Origin of the sequence: Flagellimonas eckloniae, assembly GCF_001413955.1 — a bacterium.
GTDB lineage: Bacteria > Bacteroidota > Bacteroidia > Flavobacteriales > Flavobacteriaceae > Flagellimonas > Flagellimonas eckloniae.
In genome coordinates, this window is record NZ_LCTZ01000002.1 from 744940 (window position 1) to 762756 (window position 17817).

Genomic DNA, 17817 nt, shown 5'->3' on the forward strand with positions numbered 1-17817 from the left:
AATGAGATTTTTATTTACCAAAGTTGTAGTGATATTAGAAATTAGGACTCAAGGTTCGTCCTTTATAGAAAGCATCAATAATTGAAACCACTTCTTCCTCTGTATCGACAATTTTAATTAAATCAAGGTCCTTTGCGCTTATATTTCCAGCTTCAAGCATAGTGTCTTTTACCCAATCAATTAACCCGCTCCAAAATTTAGACCCAACCAAAATAATTGGGAAGGTGTGTATTTTGTTGGTTTGAATAAGTGTAATTGCCTCAAAAAGTTCATCCAAAGTGCCAAATCCACCTGGCATTACCACAAACCCTTGTGAATATTTTACAAACATTACTTTTCTAACAAAGAAGTAATCAAAGTCCAGACTTTTATCACTGTCTATGAATGGATTATCGTGCTGTTCAAACGGCAAATCTATATTAAGGCCTACGGAAGTACCACCTGCTAAACTTGCACCTTTATTACCAGCTTCCATAATACCAGGTCCTCCACCAGTTATTACTCCGTAACCTGCTTCAGCAATACTTTTTGCAACCTTTACGGCTAGATCATAGTATGCATCTCCGGGTTTTACCCTTGCAGAACCAAAAATGGAAACACAGGGACCAATAGCGCTCATTTTTTCAAAGCCACTTACAAATTCCCCCATGATTTTAAAGATGGCCCAGGAGTCATTTGTCTTTATCTCATTCCATCCCTTATGATGTTGTTCTTTACGCATTTTTACTGTATTTATATTTTATACTGCTGGGGCTATTTTACGTTTAACCGCTTCCAACTCCTTTTTCAAAAACTTCGCTGTATAGCTTTTATTGTCCTTAGCAACCTCTTCCGGGGTTCCCTTTGCCACAATCATTCCGCCACCGCGACCACCTTCATAGCCTATATCGATGATGTGATCCATCATTTTAATGACATCCATATTATGTTCGATCACCAAAATGGTATTTCCTTTGTCCACCAATTGATTCAAAACTTCCATTAAGACCCTAATATCTTCAAAATGGAGTCCTGTTGTTGGCTCGTCCAAGATATAGAAGGTATTCCCCGTATCTCGTTTTGAAAGTTCTGTGGCCAATTTTACCCGCTGGGCTTCACCGCCGGATAGGGTAGTGGACTGTTGTCCCAAGGAAATGTAACCCAAACCTACATCTTTGATTGTTTTAAGTTTTCTATGGATTTTGGGAATGTTTTCGAAAAAATCAACCGCTTCATTAATGGTCATTTCCAAAACATCGGCAATAGATTTCCCTTTATACCGGATTTCCAAAGTCTCTCGATTAAAGCGTTTGCCGTTACAAGTTTCACACTCTACGTAAACATCGGGCAAAAAATTCATTTCAATGACCTTGAGCCCGCCGCCTTGGCAGGTTTCACATCTTCCACCAGCTACATTAAAACTAAATCGCCCCGGCTTGTATCCACGAATGGTTGCTTCCGTTGTTTTGGAAAACAGTGCACGAATTTCGCTAAAAGTACCTGTATATGTTGCGGGATTAGAGCGTGGAGTTCGTCCGATAGGTGATTGATTAATATCAATGACCTTATCCACATGTTCCAAACCAGTAATTTTTTTATACGGCATTGGTTTTTTTACCCCATTGAAATAATGGGTATTCATTATGGGATAAAGTGTTTCATTGATTAGCGTGGATTTACCACTTCCAGAAACACCAGTTACACCAATCAATTTTCCCAAGGGAAATTCAGCAGTTACATTTTTTAAGTTATTTCCGTTACATCCTGAAAGCACAATTTTTTTTCCAGTCCCTTTTCTGCGATTGGCTGGAACGGGAATTTCCCGCTCTCCAGTAATATATTCAGCTGTTAGGGTATTGTGTTTTCTAAGTTCTTCTGGCTTTCCTTCTGAAATAATTTCTCCCCCATGTCTACCGGCTTTCGGGCCAATATCAATAACATGGTCAGCATGCTCGATCATATCACGGTCATGTTCCACGACAATAACTGAGTTTCCTAAATTCCGAAGAGATACCAAAGAATTAATTAGACGTTCGTTGTCCCTTTGATGTAAACCTATACTGGGCTCATCCAAAATATAGAGCACCCCAACCAATTGCGAACCAATTTGTGTTGCCAACCGAATACGTTGTGCCTCACCGCCTGAAAGAGATTTTGAACTCCGATTCAAGGATAAATAATCCAATCCCACATCCAATAAGAATTGGATTCGAGTTCTGATTTCCTTAATGATTTCCTCGGCTATTTTTTTTTGGTTTCCCTCTAGTGTGTCATTCAGCTCCTTAAAAAAAATAGCAAGCTCTGCAATGTCCAAATGGGCCAGTTCAGCAATATTCTTTTCTCCAATTTTAAAGTACAAAGATTCTTTTCGTAACCGTGCTCCTTGGCAATTTGGACACTCAACCTTGTCCATATAATCTTTAGCCCAACGTTTTATAGAGGTAGAATTTGCTTCTTCAAATTGGTTTTTGATAAAATTGGAAATGCCTTCATAATCAATTTTATACTGTCGTTTGACGCCTAAAGTCTTGGAATCCACTTCAAAGCTATCCTTCCCACCATTCAAAATAACATCCATTGCTTCTTTTGGAATCTTGCTCAAAGAATCTGTTAATTCAAAGTTATAGCGCTGCGCAATGGTCTCTAACTGTTTAAAAGCCCATGACTTTTTGTATTCGCCCAATGGGGCAATACCACCGGCCTTTATTGATAATTTTTTATCTGGAAATATTTTTTGCTCATTGACCTGGAACACATGACCCAGGCCATTGCATTCTGGACACATCCCCTTTGGAGAGTTGAAGGAAAAGGTGTTTGGTTCAGGGGTGGGGTAGGAGATTCCGGAAGTAGGACACATTAAATCACGACTAAAATAACGCGGTTCTTTTTCTCCTTCTTCCAAGACCATAAGCACATTATTTCCGCTATACATGGCCGTGTTTATGGTTTCATTGAGACGTTTGTGGAAATCCTCATTTTCAATCACCTTTAAGCGGTCAATGACTATTTCAATGTCATGCATCTTGTAGCGATCCACTTTCATTCCTTTGATGATGTCCACTATTTCACCATCAACACGCACTTTTAGAAAACCCTGTTTGGCAATTTGCTCAAAAAGCTCTCGGTAATGTCCTTTTCTAGATTTGACCACCGGGGCCAAAATGTTGATTTTCTTTTCGCGATAGGAATCAATAATCAAGCTTTTGATTTGTTCATCACTATAGCTTACCATCTTTTGACCTGTATTGTAACTATACGCATCACCAGCTCTTGCAAACAAGAGTCGTAAAAAATCGTAAACTTCCGTTATAGTGCCTACGGTGGAGCGTGGTGATTTTGAAGTGGTTTTTTGTTCTATGGCAATTACGGGAGAAAGGCCATCTATTTTATCAACATCTGGACGCTCCAACCCTCCTAAAAATTGACGTGCATAGGCCGAAAATGTCTCAATATAGCGGCGTTGTCCTTCCGCATAAATGGTGTCGAACGCCAGTGAAGATTTTCCGCTTCCTGAAAGCCCCGTGATTACAACAAGTTTTTCACGGGGAATAGTAACATCAATATTTTTTAAGTTATGGACCCGGGCCCCTCTAACTTCAATGTTTTCTTCGTAGTTGATCATAGCACAAGCCGCTAAAATACGGTTTTGAATCTTAAAAAGGAAGTGACTTCTTGTTTCGTTTTTGTTAATTGATGCCTTATTTTTGGAACCGAACAAATGTCATTCCGGAGAAGTGGAACGGCTGAGAAAGCTAGAACTGAGATTTCTCACATATGTTTGAAATGACAAAACAATTAAAATATGAAATTACTGGGCATAGGCTCTCGAATTAACCACTCTGAATATGGAAAAGGTGTGGTCACGAATGTATCCTCAAAACACTATTGGGTCACTTTTTTGGAAAACGGATTAGAAACTATTGATATTGATTCTGAATTTGAAGTAATTGAAGGAGTAGAGGATGAAGTTGATAGCGTTAGCTTTTTTGATGTGGAACGTTCTTTGGTTTCAATCCTGCAGAAGTGGAGTGATACTTCGGAGAAAGTAGCCATTGCAGATAAATGGCGCGGCGGAAAATTGATTTTGGAACCCGGTGATGATTTGGCTAACAAAGAAATGCCCATTGACACCTTTTTTCATAAAATTGTGATGGTTCGTGATCGTATTCGTGTGATGGAACAAAAAATAAACAGTAGCAAAAATTTGGACGATCAAGAAAAGGTGGATTTACAACAATACATTACCCGTATTTATGGAAGTTTGACAACGTTTAATGTACTCTTTAAAAATAAGAGCGACCAGTTTGTAGGTGAGCGGAGTAAATAACAAACACTATTAAAAAAATAGCTAAACAGGACTGAATGTCATAGAAGTTAGAATACGTGGACTGTTAGTGTTGTATTATTTCACTTATTTGAACTACTGGTTTAATGTTGGTGTAATTGGGAATATCGCTCAATATTTTTTCTCCATTTATCTTAAAGGCATTTTGATAATCTGATAGTTTATCAAAATAGAGGTAACCAATTGCCACATATGGGGCAGAATCTTCAGGTGTTCTCCCAGAAACACCCTTGTCAACGGCATAATGTTTTAATAAATTACCAAACAAATCTGCCACTAGGGGCATATGTTTGTTTGCATAATACTCCATATCAAATGTTTTATCGGCTTCATTAGGGTATAAAATGGCCACTTTCACCATGCCCTTTTCAACAGGGACTGTTTTTTCTTGTGCATTAACATGTGACATGGTCAATACTAAAAGAAACGAAAAAAGGATTTTAGATTTCATAGGTATTTAATTAGAGGCATGAAAATACTTTAAAAAAAGGAAGAACGCGTAGTACTTAGGAAATTTTAGTTTTGCGTAAATACTTGAAAAATAAAAGGTTTTTACGATTTTGTTTCTTTTTTTCTGGAGAAACTTGAGTATTTCCTGTATTTGGTTTCTTTCACTCTACAAGCAAGAGACCAAAAAAGATAACTGATAGAAGTTTATTCATTGTGTTTGTATTATTATTACTTCAACCATTAAATCAGTTATATTATTGTTTTGATAGTTTTACTATATCCGAAACCTCTAATATTTGTTTTTCATAGCCCTTTGTTGCCGAATTAATCATAGCTAGCCCCAATTCTTTTAAAGTAGAAACATATTTTGGAAAGGTCAATCTAAAAAAAGGATAAAAAAACTTGAATACAGAGTAAAATTTGTGATAGTTCTTTAGGCCTTTAGTAGGGTTTAATATTGCTGGCCTAAACATATATACTCTTTTAAAGGGTAGTTTCATTAGGTCATCCTCTGTCATACCTTTTATTCTTGCCCACATTTGCCCTCCCTTTTTTTCACTATTGGCACCTGTACTTGAAATATAGCAAAATATCATGCTTGGATTAAATTGTATCAGCTTTTGAGCAACATACATGGTTAGGGTATGAGTCAAGGAAAAATATTCTTGCTCCTTTTTTCTAAAAGAGCTCACTCCTAGGCAAAAAAAACAAGAATTAAACCCGCTCAATTGATTTTCAATTTGAGAAAAGTCAAAGAAATCTGTATGTATAATCTCAAATAATTTTGGATTCGATATGCCACACGGTCTTCTGTTTATGACTAGAATTTTCTCAACATTAGGATGTTGAAGACACTCATGAAGAACACCTTCCCCTACCATACCCGTGCTCCCAGTAATAATGACTTTGAGTTTCATTTTAAGGACTATTAAGCAACCTATAGCGAAGTTCGTTGAATTTCACTCTAATATCAAGCAGTCTCTTTCTTTTCACTCAAATATTTCCAATAGCGTTTCGGTACATGTTGTGTATGCAGTTTTCTATTGATGCGGGATTTGATATTGGTGCTCTTAAAATAATCATTCCAAAGTGTTTGGTAATCGTATTCCTCGCTTAAAAAGGCATCGCTCTTGTGCACTTTGTTAAAATGGACTTCTTTAAGGTTAAGTGATACCAATTCCACATGTTCCAAATTATAATGGATGCCATACTTTCGTTTTACGTCATAAATAAGCCATTGCTGGTCGGCATAACGGTTACGGAAATGTTTTGAAATCAAAGGTAGTACATCAAAATCAGGCTCAATGTTGGCAAAGTATATCTCATCTTTTGTTAGTTGAAAGCGCACAAAGGCTTCCATACGATGTTTTTCGCGACCTACGGAGCGTGCCAGTTGACTTATGCGCAACACAATACCATCAGAATAATCCAGCTGCTTCCCGTTTTTGGATGCCATTAATTTTTGAATGTAGGTAAAGAGCATAAGTTCAATACCATCGGTCTCACTTAAAAACGCAAAATAGACATTGGAAATGGCATTGTGGCTTTTGTTGCGTATGCCGTTCCATACTCGTTTGGCCTTATGGACATCTGTAAATATGGTTTCCGTTTCGGAAAAAAGGCCATTTTGTCCATGACTGTTTCGTTGAATGTCCGATACATTTATTTTTTCTTCAAAAGCAATGAAGACTGCAGTGAGAAAGCCATTAAAGCTTCCGTCGTAAATAAGGGTTTTCGTATTCTCCATAGTGTTCTATTTTTATGCTGTCATTTCACTCTTCTATCTCGACTGCACTCGATAAGGCGGTTCGAAATAACCACGATTATTTTATAAATCTCGTTTTCAATAGACCCATTTTTTTCTTTGTTTTATTTCTAAATCGAACAAAATCGTAACCTAAGTTTAAGATGGTACTACGGCTACGTTCCAAGAAATCAAGGTTGTTTTGGGTTTGTAACGTGTTCATTGTATTCTGGTTTTTGTTTAATTAAACAATGCTAATTGATTGCTATACTGACTCCTAAACTTCCCGGAAGAAGTCTGTAGAATCATTCCTTTAATTTTTTCCGCATCCAAATCGCGACGCTCCCAATTTCTGGAATCGCATACCATAAAATATTTGGCACGGTTGAGGGCCACTCCAATCTTCTTGAGATGATCCCAGTTCAGTTTTCTAAATCGTCTTGCATTCACTATTTTTTCCACGGAGCGCATACCCAGACCTGGAATACGTGCCAGCATACGTTTATCGGCAGTATTGACATCCACGGGAAAGTGGTGCATGTTTCGCAAGGCCCAAGAAAGTTTGGGATCTACATCAATATCCAAATTAGGATGTTCCTTGTCCAAAATTTCATTCACGGCAAAACCATAAAAGCGCAACAACCAATCCGTTTGGTACAATCTGTTTTCCCGCAACATGGGAACTTGGGAACCAATGGACGGTAAACGGCTGTCTTCTGCCACGGGCACGTAGCCCGAATAATACACCCGTTTCATATGATACTTTTTATAATAGTATGTGGCGGAATACATAATGTCTTTGTCCGTTTCACCAGTGGCGCCCACAATCATCTGTGTGCTTTGTCCCGCTGGCGCATATTTTGGAGTGCTTTTAATGATTTTACGCTCATTTTTAAAGCGTAGCAGTTCGTTTTTGACCTTTAGCATGGGTTTGGTAAAATCCTCATGCTTTTTGTCCGGAGCCAATAATTTAAGGCCAGAAATGGTTGGTACTTCTATGTTTACAGAGAGTCGGTCTGCATACAATCCAGCCTCATACATTAATTCATCACTGGTGTCGGGAATAGATTTTAGATGGATGTACCCATTAAAATTTTCCTCTTCACGTAATTTTTTGGCCACTGCGATTAAGCGTTCCATCGTGTAATCAGCATTTTTAAAAATACCAGAGCTCAAAAACAAGCCTTCAATATAATTTCTGCGGTAAAAGTTGATGGTCAAATCCACAACTTCCTGAATCTTAAAAGCGGCTCGTTTTACATCATTGCTTTTACGGGTTACGCAGTAAGCACAATCAAAAATGCAATGGTTGGTCAATAAAATCTTAAGAAGGGATACACAACGTCCATCCTCGGTATAACTATGACAGATTCCCATTTTGGAAGCATCACCCAGACCTTTATTGGTGTTGGTTCGATTGCTGCCACTACTTGCACAGGAGACATCATATTTGGCAGCATCGGCTAGAATATTCAGCTTTTCTTGTATTCGGTCAAAATTCATATTGAGATTGTAATTAATCCAAAATTATGGAAATATTCCTAAAAATGGAAATATTCCAAATTATTTTTTGGAAATATTCCAAAATCGCTATATTTGATGCATTAATATGCCTCTAGTACAGTAGAGAGGCTTTACAATGAATAGTTTAATAAGGTCTCGACTGCGCTCGACCTGACAGAAAAGAAAGTATGGAGAATGAATTAACCTTAAAGCGTTTTATTGAAATTAGACGGGAATTAGGCCATACCCAATCCGAGTTTGCCAAGTTATTGGGAATTTCAAATACTACAGCAGATATTGAGCGCGGGCGTACCAAATTATCTGGAAAAGTGGTGTCGGAGCTGTTACGACAATTTAATATAAATCCACTTTGGTTGTTTGCCGAAAGCGAAGAAAAGCATTTGGAGACTTCCCGTACCAGTGTAATTCCAAAGGTGGTTACCGTTGATAGTTCTGAAAATGATAATATGGTATTGGTAAACGTCAAGGCGGCGGCTGGATATCCCCAAAACATTGCTGATACAAGTTGGTATCGTCAATTGCCCGCTTTTGATTTGCCTATTCCTGAGTTTCGTAATGCTACATACCGTGGTTTTCAAGTAGAAGGAGACAGTATGTTGCCCAACTTAAAACCGAGTGATTGGGTCTTGGCACGGGCAATCGAACATATTGACCACGTAAGTGCCAATAAGATGTATGTGGTGGTGTTACAAGACGCGGTTTTGGTCAAAAAGATTGAAAAAAAACCAAACTCCAACAATATCACTTTGGTTTCTTTGAACGAAACGTATCCTCCATATGATATAAAGCCTTTTCAAATTCAGGAGATTTGGGAAGTGAGCAGTAAACTTACCTTTAATGTAGATGCTACAACTGAAACAGGACTATTGCGGCAATTACAACAATCCATGGAAGAGTTAAAGCAGCAAATGGGTCAAGTAAAAAACTAGGATACTATTTAGGCAACTAAATCTAATTAAAATTATATCCTTTTACGTTTCCCATGCTCAATTCCAATGGCCCAAGTTTATGGGTTTTTGGCAAAAAAGCACCGCTTTCCATTACTTGCCAATCTTCCCAAGTGACTTCTAGGCCACCGAGAGGTATTATTTTCACCCACATTTTAAAGCTGCTGGGAAACCCATGTGGATTCAACTTCCATAAATAACTATCTCCTGGAGTGGTTCCGCCTTTGGAGTATGAAACCAAAAGTGCTTGCGAACCATCTTCCAACACTACAATACTTCTTGTCGTTCCTTTATCAAAAACTTTATAGGGCGCCACCAGCCAAAAAGAATCATTATGGAACATTTTGAGCGCTTTGGTAACCAATTTTTTTTCTTTTTTCCCATAAATACTTTCGCCTGATTTTGTTACTTTACTTTCGCTGTTATTGGTTAGATTGAGGGTCACTTTGTAGTCGTCCCATTTTACTTCGACAATACCTTTTTGCTTGCCCCATTTGTACTGATTGGCGGCATTTCTATAGGACCATTCCAAAAAACGGGTATCCTTGTATTTTTGATAGTTTAGGGCATTCAGCATTTTATATGCAAGTTGGTCAGCTTGCGGGCCAGAAGTTCCTTGAGGTAACGGTTCATGGATATACCAGAGTATAAGTAAGAAACCCATAACAAAAAATCCAATAATTTTTAAAATGCGCTTCATGAAAAAAGCTGTTTTTTTATGCTGGATGCCAAAATATTGGCAGCTTCTGGATACAATCTGAACCAAAGTTCAGGTTCAAAAATCTCAAGTTCGGCCAAGGCTAAATCCCCATCATTGTCCCTAAAAATATCGACCCTCGCATAAATGGGAAGCTCGGGAGCGGCTTTCACAGTTTGCAGGGCAAAATTGATTTCTTCCAAAGAGGCATCATGTCTCTGTACACTGCCACCAAAATCATCCTGTACCCTGAAATCACCAGGTTTGGCAATTTTTAGAACAGCATGACTGAACTGTCCGTTAAAAACCATCATGGACAACTCACCCTGGCGAACAATATTCTCTTGAAACTCCTGCAGCATCATAGCTTCATGTGCAATCAATTCTTGAAAGGTAGCTTCATACTTTTCAATTTCAGATTCATGGAATTTATAGGTATGCCTGGCTCCTCCTGCTATACATGGTTTTAAAACATAGTCGGTTGCAACAAAACCATGGATCTCTTTGGCTTTTTTGAAGGACTTTTGCAGAGTGGTCTTTGTTTGTGGTTCAATATATAGCGTTCTTGGGATGTGCACTCCATTTTCGTTCAGATCTCTCAAGTAGTGCTTATCAATATTCCAGTTTAGGAGCTTTTCGGAATTGATAAATTTGGTCAACGTAGCTGCCTTCTTAAACCAAGTTGAAAATTGATCATAGCGGTCAAAATAATCCCAAGTGGCCCTAAACAATGCATATTTGGTAGTAGCCCAATCAAACTCAGGGTCGTCCCAGGATTTCCGGGCCACTTGAAGCCCTTCTTCCTTCAGGGCATTGGATACCAGTTCATCTTCCAAGAGCACATTTTTCTCATAGACATCTTGTTTACTGGGGTTTAAATACCTTCTGTCTGTCAGGATTACAACATCGTATGTCATGCCATTAAATTTAAAACCCTACAGCAGTATCATCACCACGCTTATCTGCTCCACCTTCCAATTTTCCATCTTCCAAGACACGTATTGCATCTACCTTACCTATAATTCGGGTTCTACCTTCAAGAATTTCATAGCCTTTTTCCTTTAGGTTTGATTTTAGATCTTCTTCAAAACCTTCGGCCTCAAACATAAGCATATCTGGCAGCCATTGATGGTGAAAGCGGGGTGCGTTTACCGCTTCTTGCATACTTAAGTTAAATTCATACACATTAAGAATGGTTTGTGCCACTGCCGTAATAATCGTAGAACCTCCTGGAGTACCTACCACCATATAAAGTTCACCATCTTTCTCAACTATTGTGGGAGTCATACTGCTTAGCATGCGTTTTTCAGGAGCAATACTATTGGCTTCGGCTCCAATTAATCCAAACATATTAGGCACACCGGGTTTCGCGCTAAAGTCATCCATTTCATTGTTCAGAAAAAATCCAAGCTCATCACAGTACAATTTGGACCCATAGGCGCCGTTTAATGTTATGGTAGTGGAAATGGCATTTCCATCTGCATCAACAATGGAGTAATGAGTGGTTTCGTCACTCTCTGTAATCTCAATATCACCATGTGATACATCTGATGATAATGTTGCCTTTTCAAAAGAAAAGCCTTCCATTCTTCCTTGGATGTAGTCATCATCTAGTAGGACATCTAGAGGAATGTCCACAAAATCCGGGTCACCAAGAAAATAATTCCGGTCTGCGTAGGCTCTTCGAGCAGCTTCAACAAAAAGTTGAACCGTTTCAATGGAATTATGTCCATATTTTGAAACGGGATATGGCTCCATCATTTTAAAAATTTGGTTCATGGTAACCCCACCGCTACTGGGTGGACTCATTGAAATTATCCGTATGTCCCTATAGTCAAAGACTATGGGCACACGCCATTTCGCATCATATTTGGCCAAATCCTCAACAGTAACAAATCCGCCATTTTGTTGAATAAAAGCCGCTAATTTTTCAGCTATCTCTCCTTTATAAAATCCATCCTTACCCTGTTTTAGAATTTTACCCAAGGTTAGGGCTAACTCCGGATATTTAATGGTATCTCCCGGTTTAAAATTCGCAGCATATTTGGTACTATCGCCATTTACTTCGATAAAACTTTCTTTTACCCTTTCCAGTCGTGCCGCCTGTTTTTCCGTGACCACTACACCTTTTTTTGCCAGTGCAATAACTGGTTCCAAAATATCCTTCAATGGCAATGAACCTAATTTTCTGTGCACCTCCATGGCTCCCGCAACGGTCCCAGGGACTCCAACCGCTGTTGCTCCAACGGTGCTCATGCCAGGAATAACATTACCCAGGGAATCCAAATACATATCCTTGTGGGCAGACAATGGTGCCTTTTCGCGGTAATCCAGGGCTCCAACCTCTCCATCATTCTTTCGGTAAACCATGAAACCTCCGCCACCCAGACTTCCTGCAAATGGATAAGCGGCAGCCAAGGCAAATTCCACACCAACCATAGCATCAAAGGCATTCCCTCCTTTTTTCATAATTTCCACCCCAATTTTGGAGGCTTCTTCCCTTGCTGATACCACCATGGCTTTTTCCGTAACGAGACCGGTGGGAATGGCAGGTTGTTTTTTACAGTTTAAAAATAAAATCAGTGGGACAAAAAGTATCAGTTTTCGCATAATAGAGTTAGTTTTTGTTGAGAAAAATCAATTAATTCTTTAAAAAATTCGGTGAATTCATGCTCAAATGCTGAGTAATGTTCTTCTAAATCCAAAATGGCAAAATTCATTTTGGACTTATTGTTTGTTCGCCTGTTCATGCCATTTAGGACCCTTGAAATCCCATCAAGATTAGCATAGCTATACAGCCAATTATCTGCAATCATGTATGGCATGAGTCGTTGAGTACCTAAAGGAAGGATTTCATAGTTGTCTTCAAGTAAATCGTAAAAGTTTTCGACATAAACTTGTAAAGGCACTTCGGAATACGTTGTCCAATTTTTTGCCAAAAAGTGATCGTAGAAAATGTCAACGATTACCCTACTGTAATGACTATAGTTTTTATGTAGCCTTTTACTGCTTTGTTTGGCAATAGGGTGGGAGTCAGTGAAGGTGTCTATTTCCCGATGTAGTAAAATTCCTTTTTGGATTTTTTCAGGAAAATGTTTGAACTTATTCCCACGTATGTGATCTGCAAAGAAATTTCCAAGGGTTATTTCTTTGTCATCAAAGGATAAATAGATATGGGCAAGAAAGTTCATAGCGTTAAATTTCTTTTCCAGTGAAATTTACAAATTCAGAACATGGAAAATGGAATAGCCGTTTATATTTGCAAAAACTTTTTTAACAATTTATGACACTGATTAAATCAATTTCTGGAATTCGTGGAACCATAGGAGGGGCTACAAATGATAATCTTACACCTATAGATGCTGTGAAATTTGCCGCTGCATACGGTACTTGGCTAAAAGATTATTCAGGAAAACAAGAGTTAACGGTTGTCATTGGTCGCGATGCGCGCTTATCTGGTGAAATGATTCAGAATTTGGTGGTTTCTACCTTAGTAGGTCTTGGGATTGATGTAGTAGACTTGGGGTTATCCACAACACCAACGGTTGAAATTGCAGTTCCATTGGAGAAAGCTGATGGTGGAATAATTTTAACCGCCAGTCATAACCCCAAACAATGGAATGCGCTTAAATTATTGAATGAGCGTGGGGAGTTTCTGGATGCGGAACAAGGCGCTATTATTTTAGAGCTGGCCGAAAAAGAAGATTTTGATTTTGCCAAAGTGGATGATTTGGGGAAAATCACTAAAAATGATTCCTATATAGATGTTCATATCGATGAAGTTTTGAATCTTTCCCTAGTTGATAAAGAAACTATCAAAAAAGCTGGTTTTAAGGTAGTGGTTGACGGTGTTAATTCTACAGGTGGAATAGCTATTCCAAAACTGTTGGAGGAACTTGGGGTAGAAGTGGTAAAGTTGTATTGTGACCCTACGGGTCATTTTCCGCATAATCCTGAACCGCTCAAAGAGCATTTAGGAGATATTTGTGAATTGGTCGTGAAAGAGAATGCCGATTTTGGTATTGTTGTGGATCCAGATGTGGATCGTCTTGCATTTATTAGCAATGATGGGGAAATGTTTGGAGAAGAATATACTTTGGTGGCCTGTGCAGATTACGTACTGGGTAAAACCAAGGGAAACACAGTTTCTAATTTATCTTCCTCGAGGGCGCTTCGCGATGTTACGGAAAAACATGGAGGAACCTATGAAGCTGCCGCCGTTGGAGAAGTCAATGTTGTGACCAAAATGAAGGCCAACAATGCAATTATTGGAGGAGAAGGAAACGGTGGAATTATTTATCCGGAAAGTCATTACGGCAGGGATTCTTTGGTAGGTACTGCTTTGTTTTTAATGTTGATGGCAGAAAAAGGCGGAACTGTTGCAGAATTGCGAGCAAGTTACCCCAGTTATTTTATGAGTAAAAAGAAAATCCAATTGACCCCAGACTTGGATGTTGATGGAATTCTTGTTGCCATGCATGAAAAATACAAGGGCGAAGACGTTAGCACGATAGATGGGGTTAAAATAGATTTTCCAGAGAATTGGGTTCACCTCAGAAAATCGAACACTGAGCCAATAATTAGAATATATACGGAAGCTAAATCTCAAGCTGAGGCCAACGACTTGGCAGATAAAATTATTGGAGAAATCAAAGAAATCGCTGGTATCTAATAATACCTTAGATTAAATATTTCATACATCTTTTTGCGAAGTAATCGCATTGGCAGTTAAATACTCTTTTGGAACTTTATCTCTGTGCTTCCAGCGTTTATGGGTCCAAAAGTAGAATTCAGGAGCTTCTAGAATTGATTTTTCAGTTTCTTTTAAAAAAGCTTCAGTAATTTCATAGGAGACGGATTTTTCAACATTTTCCACTAAAGGTTTAAAAGTTGCTTGATAGTAACCTCTACCTACTTTTTTTACCTTTAAGTACAGTGGGGTCAGATTGTGTTTTTTGCACAGTTCTTCCCCTCCCACATGAACAGGAACTGTAATGCCCATAAATTTGGTCCAGTGTTTTGCTTTGAAATGCATGGGAGATTGATCGCTTACAATCCCAACAGTAAACAAAGTGCCATTTTTGGTTAGATTGGAAATTATTTTGCGGGAATCAAAGGTTGGAATAAGTGTTGTTCCATATTTGCTGCGAATATCCCGTACCAATTTATCAAAATACTTATTTTGGACACGTTGGTAAATAGCATATCCTTCAGATGTAACATGCTTATTAAGGGAAAAAACCCATTCCCAGCTAGCATAATGGGGCATCATTACGATAATACTTTTTTTTTGGTGCTCCAAGTCCAAGGCTTCTTCAATATTGGTAAAGTAGTATCTCTTTTGAATCTGGGCATCCGTTATGCCCAACGTCTTTATCATTTCCAAAAACATATCACAAAGATGTTTGAAGAATTTCTTTTCTATTTCCAAGCGTTCTGAACTTGATTTTTCTGGGAAAACCAATTCCAGATTGTCGCGCACTACTTTTTTACGGTAACCAACAACATGGTACAGCAATTGGTATACGCCATCAGAGAGTAAATAAAGTACTCTAAATGGGAGCCTGGAAATTAACCAGAGAAGCGGATAAACGAGGATAAAAACGGCTAATTGCATAGATAATTCTTGAGGCAAATATAGCTATATTTGTCTCTAATTTTATCAGCATATGTACAATTTGCATGCGGCTACCATTGCAATTATCGCCGCCAATATTATAGTGTCTTTAAGAGGATTTAGCGATACCGTTTTTTTTGACAGATATAAGTTTAGCATTGGAAGTATTAAGGCAGGGCAAAAGGAAAGAACAGTCACCTCTGGGTTTTTACATGTGGATATTTCCCATCTGTTTTTTAACATGTTTACACTATATTTTTTTGCAGATGTAGTCATCAATTGGTTTGGTGCGACAAAGTTCTTGATTATTTATTTTATTAGTTTGATAGGGGGTAGCCTGTTGGCCCTTTTTTTTCATAAAGATGAACCGTACTATAGTGCTGTTGGTGCAAGTGGCGCAGTCACCGGAATTTTGTATGCAGCAATTTTACTCAACCCAAATATGCAATTAGGAATTATGTTCATTCCTATACCATTGCCGGCCTATGTTTTAGGAATAGCATATCTGCTCTATTCCATTTATGGTATGAAAAGCAGACTTGGAAATATTGGTCATACAGCGCATTTTGGAGGTGCAATAGGGGGGTATGTAACTACACTTGTACTTAGGCCGGAACTTTTGGTGACGGATACCTTAATAGTCGTTCTATTGGCGCTTCCCATATTGATTCTCTTTGTTCTAGAAAAAATGGGAAAAATATAGATTCTATTTTTTAGAAATAAAAAAAGCCCAAGGGTTAAGTCTTGAGCTTTCAACGTTGATTTTTATAAACCTTAGTTAAGGTATTCAGCTACTTTTTGTTCCAAAGCTGGCCCTCGTAAATCTTTCGCCACTATAACTCCGTTTTCATCCAAAAGAAAGGCGGCTGGAATGGCATTTATATTATATAATTGCGCTACTGGATCTTGAAAGCGTTTTAAATTGGAAATATGATTCCAAGCAAGTCCATCTGCTTCTATTGCATTAGTCCAGTCTTGAGCTCTTGTATCCAATGATACACCAATAACATTTAAGCCTTTATCATGGTATTTGTTATAAACCGAAACAATATTGGGATTTTCTGCTCTACATGGCCTGCACCAAGCCGCCCAGAAATCAACTAAGGTTAATTTTCCTTTTACCTCATTGAGTGCCAATACATCTCCATTAGGAGTAGGCGCAGAAAATTCTGGCGCTATACTGCCAATATCTGTACTTTTTATCTTGTCCAGTTGCTCTTTTAGCTGTTTTGCTGGTTGCAAGGCCTTTATTTCTGGGGTAAGTGCTTCATACAAAGCTTTTACCTCATCACTGGGAAGCCCTTTGCTCATCATTAAATTTCCTAATATCAATACAGATATCAAGGCATCTGGATTTTCTTTTGCAAAATCAACATTAAAGGTTTTTACTTCATCTTGGAATTCAATATATTCTTCACGTATTGCAGTAACAGTAGCCGTATCTTGCTTTTGTGAAGCTGTTCGCATATCTTCCTGCATAGATCTTGCCCGTTCGGATAGCTTTCTGGATTCACTTAAAAAGCCCATAAAAAGCTCGTTTTGGGGAGTACCCTTTAGTTTTGCGTAACCAAGACTATCTTTTTGAAATTTTAAATCGATATCCCCATTTTCCAAAATAAAAGGAATGTTTCCTCTATTGGACTCCAAGAATATATAATGAAGTTTGGGTTCTGCCTGCGTTCCGTTAAAGCTGAAAATTCCATTTTCCACTGTTGTGGTATCGATATCGATTAATTGATTAAGGGAGTCAGTAGTCTTCAGATAAACCTGGGTGCCATTGTCCAATTCCCCAGTTACCGTGCCATTTAAGTTAAACCCTTCAGGTTTTGAGCTACAAGAAGCTATAAACAGTATCATTATGGCAATTCCAAATATTCTTTTCATTTGTTTCAAATTAAGGAGCTAAGATATTCATTACATATCGCATAAAAAAGCCCTCGATGCTTTAGAAAAGTCAAGGGCTTTAGATTTTACTAACTTTCACTAAAATTGATAGCGTATTCCTAGTGCAATATCAAAATCAAAATCGTTGTCAAAGCCATCATATCCCAATAACCCAATTTCTGGTCTAAAATCAAGTGACAGGAGTAGGGGAATATCAAAATTATATTCCACACCAATATCACCAGCGGCAAATACAAATAGCCCATCGTTATCATCCGAATTAGGTATGGGTTCAAAATCTACGCTTCCCAATCCACCACCAACTCCATAGTACCAATTAAAATTTCCATCCAATTGGTGCACCCACTGGTATAGTCCAGATAATTTGAAGGCATCAAAAGCCCTGCTATCCCTCCATCCGAGGTTAAATTCTGCTCGATTGTACCGGGAAATGGATTTTTGATAGGAAATTTCAGCTCCAAAACCATCACTGTCTCCTAACCTAAGTCCCAACGCATGGTTAGAAATGTCTTGTGCATAGGTTGCGAAAGTTGCAAATAAAAAAAGACCTGTAAATAATGTGGTAATCTTCATAAGTTTCTCTATTAGTTAAAAATTAAAGATAGCTTT

Annotated in this window: 17 protein-coding genes; 4 read left to right on the top strand and 13 right to left on the bottom strand. The window is 38.3% G+C overall.

Going from position 1 to position 17817, the window contains the following annotated elements; genetic code table 11:
• Nucleotides 1-34: 34 nt before the first annotated feature.
• Nucleotides 35-721: an LOG family protein gene (locus AAY42_RS03245; RefSeq protein ID WP_055392565.1), complete on the bottom strand. Its 687-nt coding sequence runs from the start codon at nt 719-721 to the stop codon at nt 35-37.
• Nucleotides 722-739: 18 nt separating this feature from the next.
• Entirely contained in the window at nt 740-3601 is a 2862-nt protein-coding gene (gene uvrA / locus AAY42_RS03250) for an excinuclease ABC subunit UvrA (protein WP_055392566.1), read from the bottom strand.
• A gap of 180 nt (nt 3602-3781) precedes the next feature.
• On the opposite strand from uvrA, the gene AAY42_RS03255 reads away from it, so the two are divergent.
• Nucleotides 3782-4306, top strand: coding sequence for a hypothetical protein (locus AAY42_RS03255; RefSeq protein WP_055392567.1), 525 nt, complete (start codon nt 3782-3784; stop codon nt 4304-4306).
• A gap of 64 nt (nt 4307-4370) precedes the next feature.
• Here the strand turns inward: AAY42_RS03255 and AAY42_RS03260 are convergent, their stop codons facing one another.
• From AAY42_RS03260 to AAY42_RS03275, 4 genes are all read right to left on the bottom strand, one after another.
• Entirely contained in the window at nt 4371-4775 is a 405-nt protein-coding gene (locus AAY42_RS03260; RefSeq protein ID WP_055392568.1) for an EthD family reductase, read from the bottom strand.
• Between the two features lie 253 nt (nt 4776-5028).
• On the bottom strand, nt 5029-5691 hold the full coding sequence (locus AAY42_RS03265; RefSeq protein WP_055392569.1) for a Rossmann-fold NAD(P)-binding domain-containing protein: 663 nt from the start codon (nt 5689-5691) through the stop codon (nt 5029-5031).
• Between the two features lie 53 nt (nt 5692-5744).
• Nucleotides 5745-6521: a TIGR03915 family putative DNA repair protein gene (locus AAY42_RS03270; RefSeq protein ID WP_055392570.1), complete on the bottom strand. Its 777-nt coding sequence runs from the start codon at nt 6519-6521 to the stop codon at nt 5745-5747.
• Nucleotides 6522-6758: 237 nt separating this feature from the next.
• Nucleotides 6759-8021 (bottom strand): putative DNA modification/repair radical SAM protein, encoded by a 1263-nt coding sequence (locus AAY42_RS03275; RefSeq protein WP_055392571.1) that lies wholly within the window; start codon nt 8019-8021, stop codon nt 6759-6761.
• Nucleotides 8022-8209: 188 nt separating this feature from the next.
• On the opposite strand from AAY42_RS03275, the gene AAY42_RS03280 reads away from it, so the two are divergent.
• Nucleotides 8210-8971, top strand: coding sequence for an XRE family transcriptional regulator (locus tag AAY42_RS03280; RefSeq protein ID WP_055392572.1), 762 nt, complete (start codon nt 8210-8212; stop codon nt 8969-8971).
• A 22-nt stretch (nt 8972-8993) separates the two neighbouring features.
• Here the strand turns inward: AAY42_RS03280 and AAY42_RS03285 are convergent, their stop codons facing one another.
• From AAY42_RS03285 to AAY42_RS03300, 4 genes are read right to left on the bottom strand one after another with little or no spacing between them, the layout of a single operon-like run.
• Nucleotides 8994-9689 (bottom strand): hypothetical protein, encoded by a 696-nt coding sequence (locus tag AAY42_RS03285; RefSeq protein ID WP_055392573.1) that lies wholly within the window; start codon nt 9687-9689, stop codon nt 8994-8996.
• Nucleotides 9686-10603 (bottom strand): ATP-grasp domain-containing protein, encoded by a 918-nt coding sequence (locus tag AAY42_RS03290; RefSeq protein ID WP_055392574.1) that lies wholly within the window; start codon nt 10601-10603, stop codon nt 9686-9688. The genes AAY42_RS03285 and AAY42_RS03290 overlap by 4 nt, the downstream gene beginning before the upstream one ends.
• Nucleotides 10604-10613: 10 nt before the next feature.
• A complete protein-coding gene (ggt, locus tag AAY42_RS03295) occupies nt 10614-12296 on the bottom strand; it encodes a gamma-glutamyltransferase (RefSeq protein WP_055392575.1) in 1683 nt (560 codons plus the stop codon).
• Nucleotides 12284-12877, bottom strand: a complete 594-nt coding sequence (locus tag AAY42_RS03300) for an acyl carrier protein phosphodiesterase (protein WP_055392576.1) — start codon at nt 12875-12877, stop codon at nt 12284-12286. The genes ggt and AAY42_RS03300 overlap by 13 nt, the downstream gene beginning before the upstream one ends.
• 92 nt (nt 12878-12969) lie before the next feature.
• Between AAY42_RS03300 and glmM the strand changes: the two genes are divergently transcribed.
• Entirely contained in the window at nt 12970-14358 is a 1389-nt protein-coding gene (gene glmM, locus AAY42_RS03305) for a phosphoglucosamine mutase (protein WP_055392577.1), read from the top strand.
• Between the two features lie 21 nt (nt 14359-14379).
• Here the strand turns inward: glmM and AAY42_RS03310 are convergent, their stop codons facing one another.
• Nucleotides 14380-15303 (bottom strand): lysophospholipid acyltransferase family protein, encoded by a 924-nt coding sequence (locus AAY42_RS03310; protein ID WP_055392578.1) that lies wholly within the window; start codon nt 15301-15303, stop codon nt 14380-14382.
• A gap of 52 nt (nt 15304-15355) precedes the next feature.
• Here AAY42_RS03310 and AAY42_RS03315 point away from each other — a divergent pair, with 52 nt between their 5' ends.
• Nucleotides 15356-16006: a rhomboid family intramembrane serine protease gene (locus AAY42_RS03315; protein ID WP_055392579.1), complete on the top strand. Its 651-nt coding sequence runs from the start codon at nt 15356-15358 to the stop codon at nt 16004-16006.
• A gap of 71 nt (nt 16007-16077) precedes the next feature.
• Here AAY42_RS03315 and AAY42_RS03320 read toward each other — a convergent pair whose 3' ends face one another.
• Complete coding sequence (locus AAY42_RS03320; RefSeq protein WP_055392580.1) at nt 16078-17187, bottom strand: TlpA disulfide reductase family protein; 1110 nt, start codon at nt 17185-17187, stop codon at nt 16078-16080.
• 99 nt (nt 17188-17286) lie between these two features.
• A complete protein-coding gene (locus AAY42_RS03325; protein WP_055392581.1) occupies nt 17287-17781 on the bottom strand; it encodes a hypothetical protein in 495 nt (164 codons plus the stop codon).
• Nucleotides 17782-17817 lie beyond the last annotated feature (36 nt).